Source organism: Streptomyces sp. NPDC045022 (assembly GCF_056432605.1).
Genome location: NZ_JBWKIR010000008.1, coordinates 271483 through 289701, shown reverse-complemented (window position 1 = coordinate 289701; position 18219 = coordinate 271483). Strand labels below are relative to the sequence as shown.

The window sequence follows — 18219 nt, the reverse complement described above, 5'->3', positions numbered from 1 at the left end:
GGCCTGGTCGGTACAGACCCGGTACACAACCGCGTCCGACCGCTCACCAGGGCCGGCGGGGACGCTCACTCCCCCCGGGTGTCGGACACGTGCGGCAGCCGTCCGGCGGCGACCACGCCCTCGAGGTAGCCGCGGGCCCGCTCGGTGCGCGGATAGGCGTCCAGCAGCCGCCAGAAGTCGGGTCCGTGACCGGGGACCAGCAGATGCGCCAGTTCATGGCAGAGCACGTAGTCGACGACGTACTCCGGCATGCCCTGCAGGCGGTGCGAGAGCCGGATGCTGCCCTCGGCGGGGGTGCACGAACCCCAACGGGTGTTCTGGTTGCTGACCCACCGCACGGAGGCGGGCCGGGCCCGGCCGCCGAAGTACTGGGACGACAACCGCTCGGCGCGCTCGGACAGCTCGGCGTCGCCCAGCAGCCGCTTGCTCTCCTGGGCGGCGAGTTTGTCGAGCATGACGGTCACCCAGCGCTGCTCCTCCGCCTTCGACATCCGGGCGGGGATCAGCACGACGGTGCGGTCGCCCTCGCGGTACGCGGAGACCGTCCGGCGGCGCCGGGCACTCCTGCGGACCTCGATCGCGCTCACCCTCGAGCCGCTGGGCGGCTGGTTCGTCGTGCTGCGCTGTGGGTTTCCGGCGCGGTGCAGTGGGTCGGCGGACACGCCCCGACGTTACCCGCTGTGCGTGGGCAAAGTCCCGGCTCCGGGGCGGTTCGATGCCGATCCCCCACCATGCGTTTGATTCGTAGGACCGATCCGTAGATCCGTTTTGCACCATTTCCTCCCGACTGGCCGGTATGACAAACATCCCCTGCCTGTGGACAACCTTGGGCATCCGGCGCACGGGCCGGGCATGCTGGCAGGCGTCGGCGGAGCGGACCGTCTCCGTCGGCGACAGGACGTTCCGGGATGCTTCAACGGATACGAGGGCCAGGCATGCATCCGATGGTGAAGCCGGCGCTGCGGCGCGGCTGGCGTGATCTCAACACCGTGCAGTTCGGGATGACCCCGGCGCACGCGCTGACGCTGGGCCCGATGGACACGGCGACGGGCAGCTTCCTGGAACTGCTCAACGGCACCCGGGGACTGCCACTGCTGCGCCAGGAGGGCCGCCGCATGGACCTGCCGGACGGCCATGTCGACGCATTGGTGGAACGGCTGACCCGCGCGGGCCTCGTCGACGACGCGCGCGGCGGCGGGCCGGCCGCGGACACGCTGCGGGAGAAGCAGGACGTCCTGCAGCGGCTGCGCCCCGACCTCGCGTCGCTGACCCTGACCACCTCCGAACCGGGCGGCGCGCTCGCCCGGCTCGCCGCCCGCCGCGCACTGCGGGTGCAGGTGCGGGGCGCCGGGCGGGTCGGCGCCGTGCTGGCGTCGGTGCTGTCGGGCGCCGGAGTCGGCGAGGTCGACGTACGCGACGTGGGCCGCGTGGAGCCCTGGGACGTGGCACCGGGCGGGCTGCCCACCGAGTCCCTCGGCGAGCGCCGGGACGCGGCGGCGCGGGCCGCCGTCCGCCGCGCGGCACCGGACCGCCCGCCCCGCCGCCCGCACTCCCCCGGCTCCGGCGCCGAGGACCCCGGGCTCTCCCTGGTGATCCTCACGCCACGGGACGACGTAGCCGTGCACGCACCGGATCCGTCCACCGCCGAGCCGCTCATGGCCTCCGGCACACCCCACCTGTACGCCGGTGTCGTGGAGGGCACGGGCGTCGTCGGCCCACTCGTCCTGCCCGGTGAGTCGAGCTGCGCGGGCTGTCTGCACGAGGACCGCACGGACCGGGACCCGGCCTGGCCCCGGCTGATCTCCCAGTGGCGGTCCGGCCGGGCCCGCCGGATCGGGGCCTGTGATCTGACGCTGGCCACGGCGGTCGCCGGACTGGCCGCGGCACACGCCCTGGCCTTCCTCGACGGCGGGACACCGTCCGGCACCGGGGTCCGCTGGGAGGTGTCCCTACCCGGTCTGAACTGGCATTCTCGACCGGTCCGGCCGCATCCTGCATGCGGATGCGGTGCGGCGGAGAGAGTTAAAGGGGAGCACTCCTCAACCGCCGGGCGGCGGCGCGCGACAATGGCGGTGCAACGGCCGTCGACGCAGCGACGACGCGAGGCAGGCGCGGCGCGGCCGACTGGGACTTGGAGGGCGCATGTCTGATCTTCCCCGCAAGGCGGTCACCCGGACCGCCAAGCTCGCCGCGCTCCCGCTCGGCTTCGCCGGCCGGGCCACCTGGGGGCTGGGCAAGCGGATCGTGGGCGAGTCCGCGGAGATCGTCGGGCGGGAGCTGCAACAGCGTACGGCGGAGCAGCTGTTCAAGGTGCTCGGTGAGCTCAAGGGCGGCGCGATGAAGTTCGGGCAGGCCATGTCCGTCTTCGAGTCCGCGCTGCCCGAGGAGATCGCCGGCCCCTACCGCGCGGCTCTGACCAAGCTCCAGGAGGCGGCACCGCCGATGCCGACCCGCACGGTGCACGCCGTGCTGGAGGAGCGGCTGGGCCCGGATTGGCGCGACCTGTTCGAGGAGTTCGAGGACAAGCCGGCGGCCGCGGCCTCGATCGGCCAGGTGCACCGGGCGGTGTGGCACGACGGCCGTGAGGTGGCCGTCAAGGTGCAGTACCCGGGCGCCGGCGAGGCCCTGCTGTCCGATCTCGGCCAACTGAGCCGCTTCGCACGGCTGCTGGGGCCGCTCATCCCGGGCATGGACATCAAGCCACTCATCACGGAACTGAAGGACCGCGTTTCCGAGGAACTGGACTACGGGCTGGAGGCCCAGGCCCAGAGCGTGCACGCGGAGGAGTTCGCGGACGACCCGGACGTGGTGGTCCCGGCGGTGGTGCACCAGTGCGAGCAGGTCCTGGTGACCGAGTGGATCGACGGCATCCCGCTGTCGGAGATCATCGCGGACGGCACCCAGGAGCAGCGCGACCGGGCCGGCCAGCTGCTCGCCCGCTTCCTGTTCTCGGGCCCGGCCCGCACCGGCCTGCTGCACGCCGACCCCCATCCGGGGAACTTCCGGCTGCTGCCGGGCGGGCCGGCCGGCGAGGAGGACTGGCGTCTGGGCGTCCTGGACTTCGGCACGGTCGACCGGCTCCCCGGCGGACTGCCCCTGCCGATCGGCGTCTCGCTGCGGTTGACGCTGGACGGCGACGCCGAGAGGGTCTACGAACTCCTCTGCGAGGAGGGGTTCGTGAAGGAGTCCATAGAGCTGGTCCCCGACGCGGTCCTGGACTACCTGCTGCCGATCATCGAGCCGGCCCGGGCCGAGGCGTTCACCTTCACCCGCTCCTGGATGCGCAGCCAGGCCGCCCGCATCGCCGACCCCCGCTCCCCCGCGTATCAGCTGGGCAAGCGGCTCAACCTGCCGCCCGCCTATCTGCTGATCCACCGGGTGACCCTCAGCACGATCGGAGTGCTGTGCCAGCTGGGCGCCACGGTACGGCTGCGCGAGGAACTGCAGGAGTGGCTGCCGGGCTTCGTGCCCGAGGACGACGCCCCCGAGGAGGAACCGGCGGGCGCGTGACCGGCAGTCACCGGCACCGGTGCGAGAGGCCACTGGCCTACTGCTCCGAGCAGCCGCAACAGCCGGGGCTCACCACCAGGACGAGTCCAGCCGGCCCTCGATCGCCCGCAGGTTCTCCCTGGAACAGGTGTCGCAGAAGTACTGGCGGATGCCGTTCTCCACGGAGCAGGTCCAGGTCGCCGGCCGGGGGCCGTCGGCGGGTGTGCCGCAGCGGGCGCAGACGGCAGGGCGGCGCTCTGGGGTGCAGCCGCCCTGATCCCTGTCACCGGGAGGACTCGTCACCCGGCGACGATAACCCCGCGACCGGCGGCTCGTCGTGCGCAACGCACCGCGGGGGCCGGTCCGTTCGGCCGAACCGGCCCCCGCGGGGAAGACTTCGCCTCCCTGGGCCGGGAGACCACCGCTTCACGGGTGTGATGGTTACTGCATGACGGCCATGGCGAGCGCGCGGCGGGCGCGCAGCGAGGCACGCTCGGCCCGGCGCTGCATCCGCTGGGCGACCACCAGGCGCATGGCCCGGCGTTCGCGCACGGCGTCGTGCAGTCGCTCGTGCATATGCGCACGAGCCAGGGCTTCTTGCATGAGTTGCATCTCTCGGTTCCTGTTCTGACGCGCTTCGGTGGCGCCGGTGGTGGTGAAGTCTGAGGTCGCGGAGCCTGCGGGCTCGCTGGTGGACGGCTTCATCGGGGCCTGCTTCTTGGGGTCGTGCGTGAGGGGGCGATCGATCGTTCCTGCGGTGTTCATGCCGTGACCGGGTTCTTCCGCGGGCGGCCACGCGGCCGCTTCCGGGCGACGACGACACCCTGGACGAACAGCTCGCCACCCCAGACGCCCCAGGGCTCACGCCGCTCCTTGGCGCCGGCGAGGCAGGCCTCCATCAGCGGGCAGGTGCGGCAGAGGGACTTGGCGTACTCGACGTCCGCGGGCGACTCGGCGAAGAAGACTTCCGGGTCGTAGGAGCGGCAGGGGACGGGTACACCGAGGTTCTCGATGGCGTCGTCGAGCGCGGTGAGCGCGGTGAGGGGGGTCAAGGTGGAGTCCTCCGTGAGACCGGGCGGGGGGATCGTTTGTGAAGGCGGTACGGACGGGGCGTGCGCTTCGAGTTGCACGGTTGGTCTTCCTCGTCTGGTCGGTCCGGCCGGTTGACCGGGTGTCGGCTTGGTACCGGGTTCTTTTCTTGTCCCGAGGCCCCTTCGCTCCGTCGTCCCCGTTCGGGGAAAACAGAAGGGCCGCGGATCCCGGGTGGGGTTCCGCGGCCCTGAAGGCGCCGGCCTGATCGGCGATCAGGCTGGATCACTCCAGGGTTCTGGCCCACGGAAGGCCCACATCAGGTGGTGCTGCGTCGTCTGCTTCCGGAATCCGGCACCGGCCGCCGCGAAGGCATAGGCATGTGCCTGTGCCGCTACCGCTTCCAGTGCCTTGGTCGGTCGCTCATTGCGCCGGCGGACGGGAAGGCCCGCGAGAGACAGGGAGGACGCCGGACGGACGGCACGAATGCCGGACACACCGGTGCCCTGGTTCGAGGCGCCGAGCATGCACGTGGAGACGGTCGAGCGATCGGTCAGTTTGGCCGTGCTGATGGTGCTGAAGTTGATGCTGATCACTGGACTCGCCTCCTCTCGGCGTCTCAGGGACTGGGGTGAACCAGCCCGCTCGGGTATGCAAGTACATCACGGAGTCCGGGCCTTGGAGAAGGCCGCGGCTTCCGTGCCTAGAACCTATGGGGATTGCCGGGGCATGCGCAAACTATTTTTTCGACGAGTTGGCATCAGTCGTTCTCGTCGTCCTGGCCAGGTTCTTGGCCTGCGCAGATGGCCAGAACGTCGGGTCCGTAGCTGCGCAGCTTGCGGCTGAGGACGCCGGGGATGCGGGAGAGTTCGGCGGGGCTCTCGGGCCGCGTCTCGGCGATGGCCATCAAGGTCCGGTCGGTGAAGACGCAGAAGTCCGGCTGCCCGCTGCGTTCGGCCTGGACCGCCCGCCACTCCCGGAGCCGTTCGTACAGCCCTTCGTCCATGTCCGAGGGGCAGTCCTCACAGCGCATCAGCTTCATCTCGCCCGCGTCGGTCAGCGTGCGGCCGCAGACCCGGCAACGGGCAGGGGTGCGCTGGGTGCGCCGGGGAGCGGCGAGGGTGCCTCCGGCGATCCCGCGCTCGACGCTTCCACCGGCGCCGGAGCCGGTGCGGCCGACGGTGGCGGTGGTGCCGGGGCGCAGGCCGTCGAGGAAGCGGCTGGGCCGGCGGGTGGGGCGGCCGCCGGGTGAGCGGGACAGCGCCCAGGAGACGTGGAGCCGTTCCCGGGCGCGGGTGACGCCGACGTAGAGGAGCCGGCGTTCCTCCTCGATCTGCTCATCGGTCTTGGCATAGGTGATGGGGAGCATGCCCTCGGCGACGCCGACCAGGAAGACGGCGTCCCACTCCAGGCCCTTGGCGGCGTGCAGGGAGGCGAGGGTGACGCCCTGGACGGTCGGGGCGTGCTGGGCGCCCGCCCGCTCGTCCAGCTCCGCCACGAAGTCGCCGAGGGTGGCACCCGGGTTGGCGGCGGCTAGGTCATGGGCGAGGTTGACCAGCGCGGCCAGGGACTCCCAGCGTTCTCTGACGGCGCCTGAACCGGCCGGGGGCTCGGTGGTCCAGCCCTCCCCGGACAGCACCGCGCGGACCTGCGAGGGCAGGTCCACGGTTCCGTCCAGCAGGGAGTCGTTGCCGCCGAAGCGGGCCGCGCCGCGCAGGGCGACGCCGGCCTTGCGCACCTCGGGCCGGTCGAAGAAACGCTCGGCGCCGCGCAGCTGGTAGGGGACCCCGGCGTCGGCGAGGGCCTGCTCGTAGGTCTCGGACTGGGCGTTCGTACGGAACAGGACGGCGATCTCGGCGGCCGGGACGCCCGCGTCGATCAGCTCGCGGATGCGGCGGGCGGCGCCCTCGGCCTCGGCGGGCTCGTCGGTGTACTCCGTGTAGCCGGGCTCGGGGCCCGGGGCGCGCTGGGAGACCAGTTCCAGCCGGTGGTCGGCGGCGCGGCCGCGGGCCTGGGCGAGCAGGCCGTTGGCGAGGCGGACGACCTGGGGGGTGGAGCGGTAGTCACGGACCAGCTTCACGACGGTGGCGCCGGGATGCCGGGCACGGAAGTCGAGGAGGTGGTCGGGCGTTGCTCCGGTGAACGAGTAGATGGTCTGGCTGGCGTCACCGACGACGCAGAGGCTGTCGCGGTCGCCGAGCCACAGCTCCAGCAGCCGCTGCTGCAGGGGGCTGACGTCCTGGTATTCGTCGACGACGAAGTGCTGGTACTGCGCGCGGACCTGTTCGGCGATGTCGTTACGGTCCTGGAGGACGGCGACGGTCAGCAGCAGGACGTCCTCGAAGTCGATCACCGCGCGGTCGCGCTTGAGGTCCTCGTAGGCCGCGTAGAGGTGGGCGATCTCCGCGGGGTCACGCGGGGCCTCGCGACCGGCTTTCGCAGCCGCGTACGGGTAGTCGGCGGGAACGGTCTGGGTGACCTTGGACCATTCGATCTCGGCGGTGACGTCCCGCAGCTCGCCCCGGTCGAGCCTGGTGCCGCAGGCGGCGGCCGCGTCGGCGACGAGCTGGATCTTGCGGTCGACGAGCCGTGGCATGCCGCCACCGATCGCTTTGGGCCAGAAGTAGTGGAGCTGACGCAGGGCCGCGGAGTGGAAGGTACGGGCCTGGACGCCGTGGGCGCCGAGCTGGCGCAGCCGGCCGCGCATCTCTCCGGCGGCGCGGTTGGTGAAGGTGACGGCGAGCACGCTGGACGGCTGCAGGATCCCGGCGCGCACCCCGTAGGCGATGCGGTGCGTGATCGCTCGCGTCTTGCCCGTGCCCGCGCCGGCCAGCACGCACACCGGCCCGTGCAGGGCGGTGGCCACCTCGCGCTGCTCGGGGTCGAGCCCCTCGAGCACCGCGTCGGCCCCACTCGGCGGAGCCGAGCCGGAAGAACCGCCGGTGCCCTGCGGGAAGAGGGTGGAGTGCGTTGCTGCTGTCACACCGCAATGCTGCCAGGTCGCCGGAGACCGCCGTGCCGGTTGTCCACAGGCGGGTATCCGCGGTCGTACCAATGCGGCAGGTGTCACAGCCGGGGCGCGTATACCCCCGGCGGGAATGGGGTACCGGTCGCCTACGTTCTTCTCCTGGACGACCTTTCCGAGCTGTCTGAGGAGCGCGAGAGACATGCAGGGCACTGTGACGATGTACAGCACGACTTGGTGCGGTTACTGCCGGCGGCTGAAGAGCCAGCTGGAGCGGGAGGGCATCGCCTACTCCGAGATCAACATCGAGCAGGACCCCGAGTCCGCCGCATTCGTGGAGAAGGCGAATGGCGGAAACCAGACGGTCCCGACCGTGCTTTTCGCTGATGGCTCCACGCTGACGAACCCGTCGCTGGCCCAGGTGAAGCAGAAGCTCGCCGCGTGACGTTCCGCGGGTTCGCCGCGGTGATCGCACAGCTGGGCGGCCCCTGACAGATCAGGGGCCGCCCTGCTGTTTCCGCGTCCTGCGCGTGCGGCTCGTCTCCGTCCCAGGTGTGTGGCTTGTCCCACACCACGAGGTAGCGCCACAGCAACCGGCGCCGGAAGCGGCAGCCGGGCAGCAGTCGGCGGGCTGCCGCGCGCACCTCGCCCCAGTGCATGGGCGGGTCCTCCACGGGCATGCCGGCCGGGTCGCGCTTGCCGCCCCGAACGCGCGCGTACAGCCGGCTCGCGGGCAGTCCGCAGCCGCCGATCACCCAGTCCAGCAGGGTCTGGTTGTACGCCGGCCCCACGACGATCAGGCGCGGGTGAGGAGGCCGTCTCCGCAGCCGACGTCCAGGGCCGTGCGGCAGCCGCGAGGTACGGCGGCCAGCACGGCCCGGTGGTAATGGACGTTGTGGTTCCAGTACGGGTCAGCGGCCACCCGGGACGCCTCAGACGAAGCTGCGCGTCGGCAGTGGCTTGCCGTACCACATCTCGATCAGGCGGGCCGCGATGGAGATGCCGTAGGGCGGCAGCACCTCACCGGACTCGAAGGCCTCGTGGAGTTCCTCGCGGGAGAACCAGCGGGCCTCGTGGATCTCGTCCCCGTCGACCTCGATCTCGGTCGAGGTGGCGCGGGCCATGAAGCCGAGCATCAGGCTGGACGGGAACGGCCACGGCTGGCTGGCGACGTACTCGACCTGGCCGACGGTGACGCCCGCCTCTTCGTAGACCTCTCGGCGCACCGTCTGCTCGATGGACTCTCCGGGCTCCACGAAGCCGGCGAGCGTGGAGAAGCGGCCTTCGGGCCAGTGGACCTGGCGGCCGAGCAGGATGCGGTCGTCCACGTCGGTCACCGCCATGATCACGGCCGGGTCGGTGCGCGGGTAGTGCTCGGCGCCGCAGGCCGGGCAGCGGCGAATGTGGCCGGCGGAAGCGATGACCGTGCGCTCACCGCAGCGGGAGCAGAAGCGGTGGGTGCGCTGCCAGTTCTCCAGGCCCACCGCGTGCACCATGAGCCCGGCGTCGCGTGGCGACAGCAGCAGGCCGGCCTCGCGCAGGCCCGCCGGGCGGGCGGACTGGTCGATACGGCCGGGCAGTGCGTCCTTCTGGAGCGCGAAGTAGCTGACGCCGTCCTCGTCGATGCCCAGGAAGTAGCGGTGCGCCTCGGTGAGGGGGGCCTCGAAGGACGGTGTCATGACGAGTTCGGTCCGGCCGTCCGGGGTCTCGTCGATGAGCACCTGGCCGCCGGAGACGACGAAGCAGCGGGTCGTGGGGTGGCTCCACGCCGCCGCGAGCCAGGCCTCGTCCAGCCGGTGGTGGGCGGCGCGGTCGATGCCGCTCGGGGCGGTCAGCGAGATGGGTCGGTCTGCTGTGTCGTCGGTCCAGGTGGTCACGGGTGCTTCCAACTCCCCCAGTGCAGCGGTTTCGGCGGGCGGTTCGGCAGGACGTAGGGCGGGAGGGCACCGGCCGGCGGGGGCGGGGCGTTCGGGGCGGCTCTTCCAGTGTGCCCCGCGCGGTGCCCTTCGTACGGCGCCGGCCGGTCAGGGCGTGGGACGCCAGGTGTCGGCCAGGTCGCCCCACAGGTAGGCGCTGGTCTCGACGCCCTTGAGGAGGAGGTCCAGTTCGACCTTCTCGTCGGGGGCGTGCCAGCCGTCGGAGGGGACGGATATGCCCAGGAAGAGCACGGGGGCGCCGAGGACTTCCTGAAGATCGGCGGCGGGTCCGGAGCCGCCCTCGCGGGTGAAGCGGACCGGTCCTTCGAAGGCGCGGCCCATGGCGCGGACCACGGACTGCAGCGCGGGGTGGTCGAGCGGGGTCAGACACGGGCGCGTGGCCGAGCCGAAGTCGATCTCGGACCGGATTCCGGCGGGCAGCTGCTCGGCGGCCCAGGCGCGGACGGCTTTCTCGATGAGGCCGGGGTCCTGGCCGGCGACCAGCCGGAAGGACAGCTTCACCATCGCCGAGGACGGGATGATCGTCTTGCTGCCGGGGCCCTGGTAGCCGCCGCCGATGCCGTTGACCTCGGCGGTCGGGCGGGCCCAGATGCGCTCCAGGGTGGTGTGGCCGGCCTCGCCGTGGGTGGCGTGGGACTTGGCGGTGCGCAGCCAGCGTTCCTCGTCGAAGGGCAGCTCGGCGAACAGCTCGCGCTCCCGGTCGGTCAGCTCCACGATGCCGTCGTAGAAGCCGGGGACCGCCACGCGTGCGTGCTCGTCGTGCAGGGCGGCGACCAGGCGGGCGGCGGCGGTGGCCGGGTTGGGTACGGCACCGCCGAAGGAGCCGGAGTGGATGTCCTGGGCGGGGCCGTACAGGCGGATCTCGCACTCGGCGAGGCCGCGCATCCCGGTGCACACGGTGGGGGTGTCCTCGGACCACATGCCGGTGTCGGAGACGATCACGGCGTCCGCCGTGAGCCGTTCCGCACGCTCCTCCACGAGGGCCCGGAAGTGGGGGGAGCCGGACTCCTCCTCGCCCTCGATCAGCAGCTTCAGGTTGACCGCGGGGGCGGTGCGGCCGGTGGCCGCGAGGTGGGCGCGGACGCCGAGTGTGTGGAAGAACACCTGGCCCTTGTCGTCGGCCGCCCCCCGCGCGTAGAGGCGGTTGTCCCGGACGACGGGCTCGAAGGGGTCGCTGTCCCAGCCGTCCTCGCGGGCGGCGGGCTGTACGTCGTGGTGGCCGTAGACGAGGACGGTGGGTGCCTCGGGGTCGCCCGCGGGCCACTCGGCGAAGACGGCCGGGGCGCCCGGGGTCGGCCAGACCTCGACGGTCGGGAAGCCGGTCTCCTCGAGCTTGGCGGCGAGCCAGTCGGCGCTGCGCCGTACATCGGGCGCGTGGTCGGGCTGGGCCGACACGGAGGGGATGCGCAGCCAAGCGGCGAGGTCGTCGAGGAAGGCGGCGCGATGCTGCTCGATGTACGTACGGACGGCGCTGTCCGGGATCTGGCTCATGCTCACGAGCCTATCGGCCCGCACCGACATCCTCGGCGGGCGGTTCGTCACACCCAGGTTGTCTCCCGTGCCACATTCAGGTCGTCTCCCGTGTCCTCTCCGGTTCGCCCGTGAGCAGCCGCTCCAGCGCTTCCCGGTCCGGCAGGCCTTCGGGGTGTACGACCTCGCCGCTGCGCACGTACAGGAAGGCGGCCGTGACGGACTCCGGGGGCACCCCCTGCTGCTCGGCCCAGGCCAGCCGGTACACGGCGAGCTGGAGCGGGTCGGCGGTGCGGGTGCGGCTGGTCTTCCAGTCGACGATCTCGTACGCCGCCCCGTCGCCGTCGCCGGTCTTGTACACGGCGTCGATGCGGCCCCGTACGACGCGGCCGGCGAGGGTGAGCTGGAAGGGGGCCTCGACCCGGTAGGGGGTGCGCCGGGCGTACTCGGTGCGTTCGAAGGCCTCCTTCAGGGCTTCCAGGTCGCGTTCGTCGGTGATGTCGGCGTCGCTGCCGGGCAGCTCGTCCGGTTCGAGCAGGGGCAGGGTCAACTCCTCGAAGCGGGCTTCGACCCAAGCGTGGAACCGGGTGCCTCGGCGCGCGGCCGGTTGCGGGGGGCGCGGCATGGGGCGCGCGAGTTCCTGTGCGAGCCCGTCCGGGTCCTCGGCCAGCTGCAGCAGCTGGGACGCGGTGAGCGTGGCGGGCAGGAGGACGTCGGTCGCGGTCTGCCGGGCGCGCAGCAGCTCTCCGGTGAGTGCGTCGAGGTCGCGGTCCCAGGAGGCGATGGTGCGGGCTTCCTCGGGGGTGAGTGCGGTGTGAGGCCGCGGTTCGGCGGGCCGGGGACGCTCCCGCGGTGGGGGTGCCTGGTGGGGCACCGTAGGCCGGTGGGCGCTCCAGGCGTCCCAGCCGGCGGGATCGTCCGGGGTGGGGACCTCCCTGCCGGGGGCGCGCTCCGCGGCGAGGGTGTCCTGATACGGGCCCTCCTCGCCGAGGATGTCCCCGTACCGGCGCTCCTCACCGTAGGCGTTCTCGTCGTAGGCGTCCTCGTCGTAGGGGAGGTCTTCCTCGTACGGCTCCTCTTCGTGGAAGTCGTCGTCCGGTGGTGCGGGCCAGTCCGGGTCGTCGAGGGCGCCGGGGTCGTGGGCGGCCGGCGGATGGCCGTCCTGCCGCGCGGCGAGGGCGTCGAGGTGGGCGAGGACCGTGTCGGCGGCCGCGCGCCGGCGGGCCAGGGCGGCGGCGTCCAGCGGGAGCGGCCACACCTGGTCGGCGGCGGCCGTGTGCAGGGCCGGGTTCTCCTCGCCCTCGGCTGGCTCCTCCGCCCAGGCCTCGATCTCGCCGTGCCCGGCGGCGCAGTGGTCGTACAGGGCCTGCAGGAAATCGGAGGGACCGCGCGGCTTCTTCTGGCTGGGGCCCCACCAGTGGCCGGAACCGAGCAGCAGGGAACGGGGGCGGGTGAACGTCACGTAGCCGAGGCGGAGTTCCTCGGTGCGCTGGTGGTCCTTCATGGCCTCGTGGAAGGCCTTCATGCCGCGCGCGTCCCAGGAGTCGACGTCGGGCAGGGTGTCGGTGTCGCCGCGCAGGGCATGCGGCAGCACCTTGGCCTGCGCCGTCCACTTCTCGCGGCCCTGAGCGCTGGGGAAGGTGCCCTCGACCAGTCCGGGGACGGCCACGATGTCCCACTCCAGGCCCTTGGACTTGTGCGCGGTGAGCACCTTGACGGTGTTCTCGCCGCCGGGCAGGGCGTTGTCGAGGCCCTTCTCGTACTGCGCGGCCGTACGCAGGAAGCCGAGGAAGGCGAGCAGGGTGGCCTCACCGTCGCCGGCGGCGAAGGACGCGGCGACGTCGAGGAAGTTGGACAGGGTCTCGCGGCGGCGGGCGGCCAGCGCGTGCGGGGACGCCGACAGTTCCACCTCCAGGCCGGTGACCGTGAGGACGCGGTGCAGGACGTCCATCAGCGGGTCGGACAGGGAGCGGCGCAGGTCGCGCAGTTCGGCGGCGAGACGGGCGAAGCGCACGCGCGCGTCCGGGGAGAACGGCAGTCCGTCGTCGGCACCTTCCTCGAAATCCCCGCCCCCCGGCGTTTCGAGGAACGTGTCGAGGGCGTCGGCGAGCGATATCACCTCGGACGGGTCGACCCCCTCGACGGCCGCTGCGAGCCGGCGGTCCGGGTCGTCGGCGTCGCCCACGCGCGCGTGGGCGACCAGCAGGCGGGCGCGGCGGCCGAGGAGGGCGAGGTCGCGGGGGCCGATGCGCCAGCGCGGTCCGGTCAGCAGGCGCACCAGGGAGGCGTTGGCGCCGGGGTCCTGCAGGACCTCGCAGACGGCGACGAGGTCGGCGATCTCCGGCAGGTGCAGCAGCCCGGACAGGCCGACCACTTCGACGGGGATGTCGCGGGCCACGAGGGCGCCCTGGATCTCAGCGAAGTCGGTCGCGGTGCGGCACAGGACGGCGATCTCGCCGGGGGCCGTGCCGGTGTGTACAAGGTGGGCGAGGGAGTCGGCGATCCAGTCGATCTCCTCCGCGTGGGTGCGGAGCAGGGCGCAACGGACCGTGCCGTCGTGTTCGGCGCCGGGGGCCGGGCGGAGGGCCTCCACGCCCGCGTGCATGGCGCGCAGGGGCTCGGCGAGGCCGTTGGCGAGGTCGAGGAGGCGGCCGCCGCTGCGCCGGTTCTCGCTGAGCGCCTGCCGGGTGGCGGGCCGGCCGTCGGCGCGGGCGAAGTGTGCGGGGAAGTCGTCCAGGTTGGCGACGGAGGCGCCGCGCCAGCCGTAGATGGCCTGGCAGGGGTCTCCGACGGCGGTCACCGGGTGGCCGGTGCCGCCGCCGAACAAGCCCGCCAGCAGGACCCGCTGGGCCACCGATGTGTCCTGATACTCGTCGAGGAGCACCACGCGGAACTCCTCACGCAGCAGGCGCCCCACCTCGGGAACGCGGCCGAGGCGGGCGGACAGGGCGATCTGGTCGCCGAAGTCGAGCAGGTCCCGCTCGCGTTTGGCGGCCCGGTAGCGCTGCACGAGGCCGGCGAGTTCCTGGCGGGCGGCGGCCGTGTCGGGGACCTTGCGCAGGTCGGCGTTGGTGAGCTTGGCGCCCTCCAGGGTGAGCAGCAGGTCGGCGTCCCAGGCGCGCAGTTCCTCGGGGTCGATGAGGTGTTCGGCGAGTTCGGAGTCCAGCGTGAGCAGGTCGCTGACGAGGTCGGCGAAGGAGCGGGTCAGCGCCGGGTAGGGTCCGGGGGCCTCGCGCAGCACGCGCGCGGCGAGCTGGTAGCGGGTGGCGTCGGCCAGAAGGCGTGAGGTGGGCTCCAGGCCGAGGCGCAGACCGTGGTCGGTCAGCAGGCGTCCGGCGAAGGCGTGGTACGTCGAGATGACCGGTTCGCCCGGTGGGTTGTCCGGGTCGATGACATCGGGGTCGGTGACGCCGGCCTTGATCAGCGCCTTGCGGACGCGTTCGGCCAGCTCACCGGCGGCCTTGTTGGTGAAGGTCAGGCCGAGGACCTGTTCGGGGGCGACCTGTCCGGTGCCGACCAGCCAGACCACGCGGGCCGCCATCACGGTGGTCTTGCCCGACCCGGCTCCGGCCACGATCACCTGCGGGGCGGGCGGCGCGATGATGCAGGCCGTCTGCTCGGGGGTGAAGGGGATGCCCAGGAGCTCCTTGAGCTGCTCGGGGTCGGTGATACGGGCGGGCATGTCGCGAAAGGTTAGCGGCGGGCACTGACAGTCGGGGACGGATCGACCGCCCGAGGCGGAAGAAACGCAGGTCAGCGTGTGGGGTGTCGTACGTCACCGCCCTCTGGCCGCGTATCACTCGACCACGTGGCGTCCCTCGGGACGGGCGCTGCACGAGGCGCGGAACGCGCAGTGCGTGCAGTGCTGCCCGGTGCTCGGCGTGAACCGCTCGTCGAGGACCTTTCCGGCGGCGGTGGCCAGCAGCTCGCCGACCCACTCCCCCGCCGGCGGCTCCTGGGTCTGCACCTTCGGCAGGCTCTCGCCTCCGTCGCGCTTTGCGGCGCCCTGCCTGAGGTGCACCAGTTCGGCACCGCCCGGCTCGGGGCGCACACCGTCGAAGGCCGCGTCCACGGCGCCTTCGCTGACGGCCAGCTGGTAGACGGCCAGCTGGGGATGGCGGGTCACTTCCGCGGCGCTCGGTGCCTGTTTTCCGGTCTTGAAGTCGACCACGTAGGCCCGGCCGTCACCGTCTGTCTCCACGCGGTCCATCTGGCCGCGGATGCGGATCTCGTAGTCGCCCGCTGCGAGGGTGACGTCGAAGTCCTGCTCGCTGACCACGGGGGTGCGGCCGGTGCGGTCCAGGACGTGCCAGTTCAGGAAGCGTTCCAGCGCCACGCGCGCGTTGTCCTTCTCCTGCTGCGACTTCCAGGGCGCGTCGAAGGCGAGCGCGTTCCACACCGAGTCCAGGCGTTCCATGAGGACGTCGAGGTCGGCCGGGGTGCGGCCGGAGGCGACCTCGTCGGCGAGGACGTGGACGACGTTCCCGAAGCCCTGCGCGGCGGTGGCGGGCGCGTCGGCCTTCACCTCACGGCCCAGGAACCACTGCAGCGAACAGGTGTTGGCGAGCTGGTCGAGGGCGCTGCCGGAGAGCACCACGGGCTGGTCCCGGTGGCGCAGCGGAACCTTGCTCTCGGTCGGCTCGAACATGCCCCACCAGCGGTAGGGGTGGGCGGACGGCACCAGCGGGCGGCCGTCCTCGTCGGCGAGCGCGGCGAGCCGGGCCAGGCGGCGGGCGGCGGCCTCGCGCAGGGCCGCCGACGCGCGCGGGTCGACGGTGGTGGCGCGCAGCTCGGCGACGAGCGCGGCGACCGCCAGCGGGCGGCGGGGACGCCCGGTGACGTCCTTCGGCTCGACGCCCAGTTCCGTCAGGAACCGGGAGGGCTGGTCACCGTCGTCGGCAGGTGCCTTCACCGCGGTGACGACGAGGCGTTCACGCGCGCGCGTGGCGGCCACGTAGAACAGGCGGCGCTCCTCCGCGAGCAGCGCGCCGGGGGTGAGCGGTTCGGCGAGTCCGTCGCGCCCGATGCGGTCGGCCTCCAGCAGCGAGCCCCGGCGGCGCAGGTCGGGCCACAGCCCTTCCTGGACGCCGGCGACGACGACCAGCCGCCACTCCAGGCCCTTGGAGCGGTGCGCGGTCATCAGGCGGACGGCGTCGGGGCGTACCGCGCGGCGCGTGAGCGTGTCGGCGGCGATGTCCTCGGCCTCGATCTCCGCCAGGAAGTTCAGGGCGCCGCGGCCGCCGGTGCGTTCCTCGGCCCGCGCGGCGGTGGCGAACAGGGCGCACACGGCGTCCAGGTCCCGGTCCGCGTTACGGCCGGCGGCGCCGCCGCGCCGGGCGGCCCGCTCCAGGCGCGTGGGCCAGGGGGTGCCCTCCCACAGGTCCCACAGCGCCTCCTCGGCCGTGCCGCCGCCGGCGAGGCGTTCACGGGCCTTGCGGAGCAGCGCGCCGAGGCGCTGCGCCCCGCGCGCGTAGGCCGGGTCGTGCACGGCCAGGCGCTCGGGCTCGGCGAGCGCACGCGCGAGCAGTGCGTCGGACGGGGGCGGCAGCGGGTTGCCTGCGGCCCGCTCCTCCTCGCGCAGCGCCCGCCCCAGACGGCGCAGGTCGGCGGTGTCCATGCCGGCGAGGGGGGAGGCGAGCAGGGTGAGGGCCGTCTCGGTGTCGAGCCAGGAGGTGTCCGGCGTCGGCTCTCCGACGTCCTCAGCCGCAGCTTCGCCGGCGGACGGTTCCGCCGCCGCGTCTTCTGCCGAGGGTTCGGCCTCCGCTGCTTCAGCGGACGGTTCGGTCTCCACCTCTTCAGCGGACGGTTCCGCCTCCACGTCTTCGGCGGAGGGCGCGGGGGGCTCCTCCTCCCGGCGCCGGGACTCCGCCGTGGCCACCGCCCGCAGGGCCGCCAGCAGCGGTGCCACCGCCGGCTCGTGCCGCAGGGGCAGGTCGTCACCGTCGATGTCCAGCGGGACACCGGCCGAGGTGAGGGCGCGGCGCAGGGTCGGGAGGGCGCGGGCTCCGGCACGTACCAGAACGGCCATGTCGCTCCAGGGGACACCGTCCTCCAGGTGCGCGCGGCGCAGGATGTCCGCGATGTTGTCGAGTTCCGTACCGGACGTCGGATACGTGTAGACCTCGACGCGGCCGCCGTCCCGTACGGCGGCCGGCTCACGGTGGGCACGCACCCTGTCGGCGGGCAGCCTGGGCAGCGGCATGCGCTGGGTGATCAGGCGGGTCGCGGCCAGCAGGCCGGCGCCGGAGCGGCGGGACGTGCGCAGCACCTCGACGGGGGCGGGGCGGCCGTCCGCGCGCGGGAAGTCCGCCGGGAAGTCGAGGATGCCGTTGACGTCGGCGCCCCGGAAGGCGTAGATCGACTGGTCGGGGTCGCCGAAGGCGACCAGGGTGCGGCCGCCGCCGGCCAGCGCGTGCAGGAGCCGTACCTGGGCGGGGTCGGTGTCCTGGTACTCGTCGACGTACACGGCGTCGTACTGGGCGGCGAGCCGTGCCGCCACCTCGGAGCGGTGGGCGAGCAGGACCGCGCGGTGGACGAGTTCGGCGTAGTCGATCACGCCCTGCAGGTCGAGGACGTCGAGGTATTCGGCGAGGAACCCGGCGGCTGCCCGCCAGTCGGGGCGGCCGATGCGGCGGGCGAAGGCGTCCAGGGCGTCGGGGCCGAGGCCCAGCTCGCGGCTGCGGGCGAGGACCGCGCGGACCTCGTCCGCGAAGCCACGCGTGGTCAGGCAGGCACGCAACTCGTCCGGCCAGCGCACATGGGTCAGCCCGAGCCGTTCCAGCGCGGGCTGACCGGCGAGCAGTTCGCGGACGGTGACGTCCTGCTCGGGGCCGGAGAGCAGGCGCAGCGGCTCGGCGAACAGGCCGCTGTCCTGATGGGCGCGGACCAGTGCGTAGCAGTACGAGTGGAACGTGGTCGCCCGGGGGGCGCGGGCGGCGCCCATGCGCACGGCCATCCGGTCGCGCAGGTCGACGGCGGCCTTGCGGCTGAACGTCAGCACCAGGATCCGCTCCGGGTCCCCGCCACGGGCGATCCGCGCGGCCACGGACTCGACCAGGGTGGTGGTCTTGCCGGTGCCCGGGCCCGCGAGGACGAGCAGCGGTCCGGACCGGTGGTCAACCACGGCGCGCTGCGCAGCGTCCAGACGAGGGGGATCCACGGTGGTCGGCGGGGTACGGACCAGTCGGTAAGCGCCACGGCTCCCCTGCCGCACCCGGGGGTGCGGCAGGCGCCTGGTGGAGGAAGAGGAACTCACGTGGTTGGCCGGTCCTGGTGGTTGTGCTGGTGGGCGGGCGGTCACGCGCGCGAGGCGGTGGCCGCGGGGTGAGG

General features: G+C 72.9%; 14 protein-coding genes. 3 read left to right on the top strand and 11 right to left on the bottom strand.

Annotated features, from left to right (window positions below):
- Window positions 1-65: 65 nt before the first annotated feature.
- A complete protein-coding gene (locus AC07C1_RS17505) occupies window positions 66-662 on the bottom strand; it encodes a M48 metallopeptidase family protein (RefSeq protein WP_478939877.1) in 597 nt (198 codons plus the stop codon).
- Window positions 663-935: 273 nt separating this feature from the next.
- Between AC07C1_RS17505 and AC07C1_RS17500 the strand changes: the two genes are divergently transcribed.
- Together AC07C1_RS17500 and AC07C1_RS17495 are read left to right on the top strand one after the other, a co-directional pair.
- On the top strand, window positions 936-2150 hold the full coding sequence (locus AC07C1_RS17500; RefSeq protein WP_478939875.1) for a TOMM precursor leader peptide-binding protein: 1215 nt from the start codon (window positions 936-938) through the stop codon (window positions 2148-2150).
- Window positions 2143-3510, top strand: coding sequence for an ABC1 kinase family protein (locus tag AC07C1_RS17495; protein WP_478939873.1), 1368 nt, complete (start codon window positions 2143-2145; stop codon window positions 3508-3510). Before AC07C1_RS17500 ends, AC07C1_RS17495 begins: the two co-directional genes overlap by 8 nt.
- Before the next feature lie 69 nt (window positions 3511-3579).
- On the opposite strand, the gene AC07C1_RS17490 is transcribed toward AC07C1_RS17495, so the two are convergent.
- The 5 genes from AC07C1_RS17490 to AC07C1_RS17470 form a co-directional block, all read right to left on the bottom strand.
- On the bottom strand, window positions 3580-3792 hold the full coding sequence (locus AC07C1_RS17490; RefSeq protein ID WP_478939872.1) for a hypothetical protein: 213 nt from the start codon (window positions 3790-3792) through the stop codon (window positions 3580-3582).
- Between the two features lie 138 nt (window positions 3793-3930).
- Window positions 3931-4254: a hypothetical protein gene (locus AC07C1_RS17485; protein ID WP_356941895.1), complete on the bottom strand. Its 324-nt coding sequence runs from the start codon at window positions 4252-4254 to the stop codon at window positions 3931-3933.
- Window positions 4251-4619, bottom strand: coding sequence for a WhiB family transcriptional regulator (locus tag AC07C1_RS17480; protein WP_103817702.1), 369 nt, complete (start codon window positions 4617-4619; stop codon window positions 4251-4253). Before AC07C1_RS17480 ends, AC07C1_RS17485 begins: the two co-directional genes overlap by 4 nt.
- A gap of 174 nt (window positions 4620-4793) precedes the next feature.
- Window positions 4794-5114: a hypothetical protein gene (locus AC07C1_RS17475; protein ID WP_478939870.1), complete on the bottom strand. Its 321-nt coding sequence runs from the start codon at window positions 5112-5114 to the stop codon at window positions 4794-4796.
- Window positions 5115-5278: 164 nt separating this feature from the next.
- Window positions 5279-7501, bottom strand: a complete 2223-nt coding sequence (locus tag AC07C1_RS17470; RefSeq protein WP_478939868.1) for an ATP-dependent DNA helicase UvrD2 — start codon at window positions 7499-7501, stop codon at window positions 5279-5281.
- Window positions 7502-7685: 184 nt separating this feature from the next.
- Between AC07C1_RS17470 and AC07C1_RS17465 the strand changes: the two genes are divergently transcribed.
- Window positions 7686-7928: a mycoredoxin gene (locus AC07C1_RS17465; protein WP_478939866.1), complete on the top strand. Its 243-nt coding sequence runs from the start codon at window positions 7686-7688 to the stop codon at window positions 7926-7928.
- Between the two features lie 351 nt (window positions 7929-8279).
- Here the strand turns inward: AC07C1_RS17465 and AC07C1_RS17460 are convergent, their stop codons facing one another.
- From AC07C1_RS17460 to AC07C1_RS17440, 5 genes are all read right to left on the bottom strand, one after another.
- Window positions 8280-8405, bottom strand: coding sequence for a hypothetical protein (locus tag AC07C1_RS17460; RefSeq protein ID WP_478939865.1), 126 nt, complete (start codon window positions 8403-8405; stop codon window positions 8280-8282).
- A gap of 10 nt (window positions 8406-8415) precedes the next feature.
- Entirely contained in the window at window positions 8416-9360 is a 945-nt protein-coding gene (gene nudC / locus AC07C1_RS17455) for an NAD(+) diphosphatase (protein ID WP_478939864.1), read from the bottom strand.
- Between the two features lie 147 nt (window positions 9361-9507).
- Window positions 9508-10911, bottom strand: coding sequence for a dipeptidase (locus AC07C1_RS17450; protein ID WP_478939863.1), 1404 nt, complete (start codon window positions 10909-10911; stop codon window positions 9508-9510).
- A 76-nt stretch (window positions 10912-10987) separates the two neighbouring features.
- The gene (locus AC07C1_RS17445; protein WP_478939861.1) at window positions 10988-14572 is read right to left on the bottom strand and encodes a UvrD-helicase domain-containing protein; all 3585 of its coding nucleotides are present in this window, start codon (window positions 14570-14572) and stop codon (window positions 10988-10990) included.
- Window positions 14573-14686: 114 nt separating this feature from the next.
- Window positions 14687-18145 carry an ATP-dependent helicase gene (locus AC07C1_RS17440; RefSeq protein ID WP_478939860.1) on the bottom strand — a complete coding sequence of 1153 codons (3459 nt, stop codon included), beginning with the start codon at window positions 18143-18145 and terminating at the stop codon, window positions 14687-14689.
- Window positions 18146-18219 lie beyond the last annotated feature (74 nt).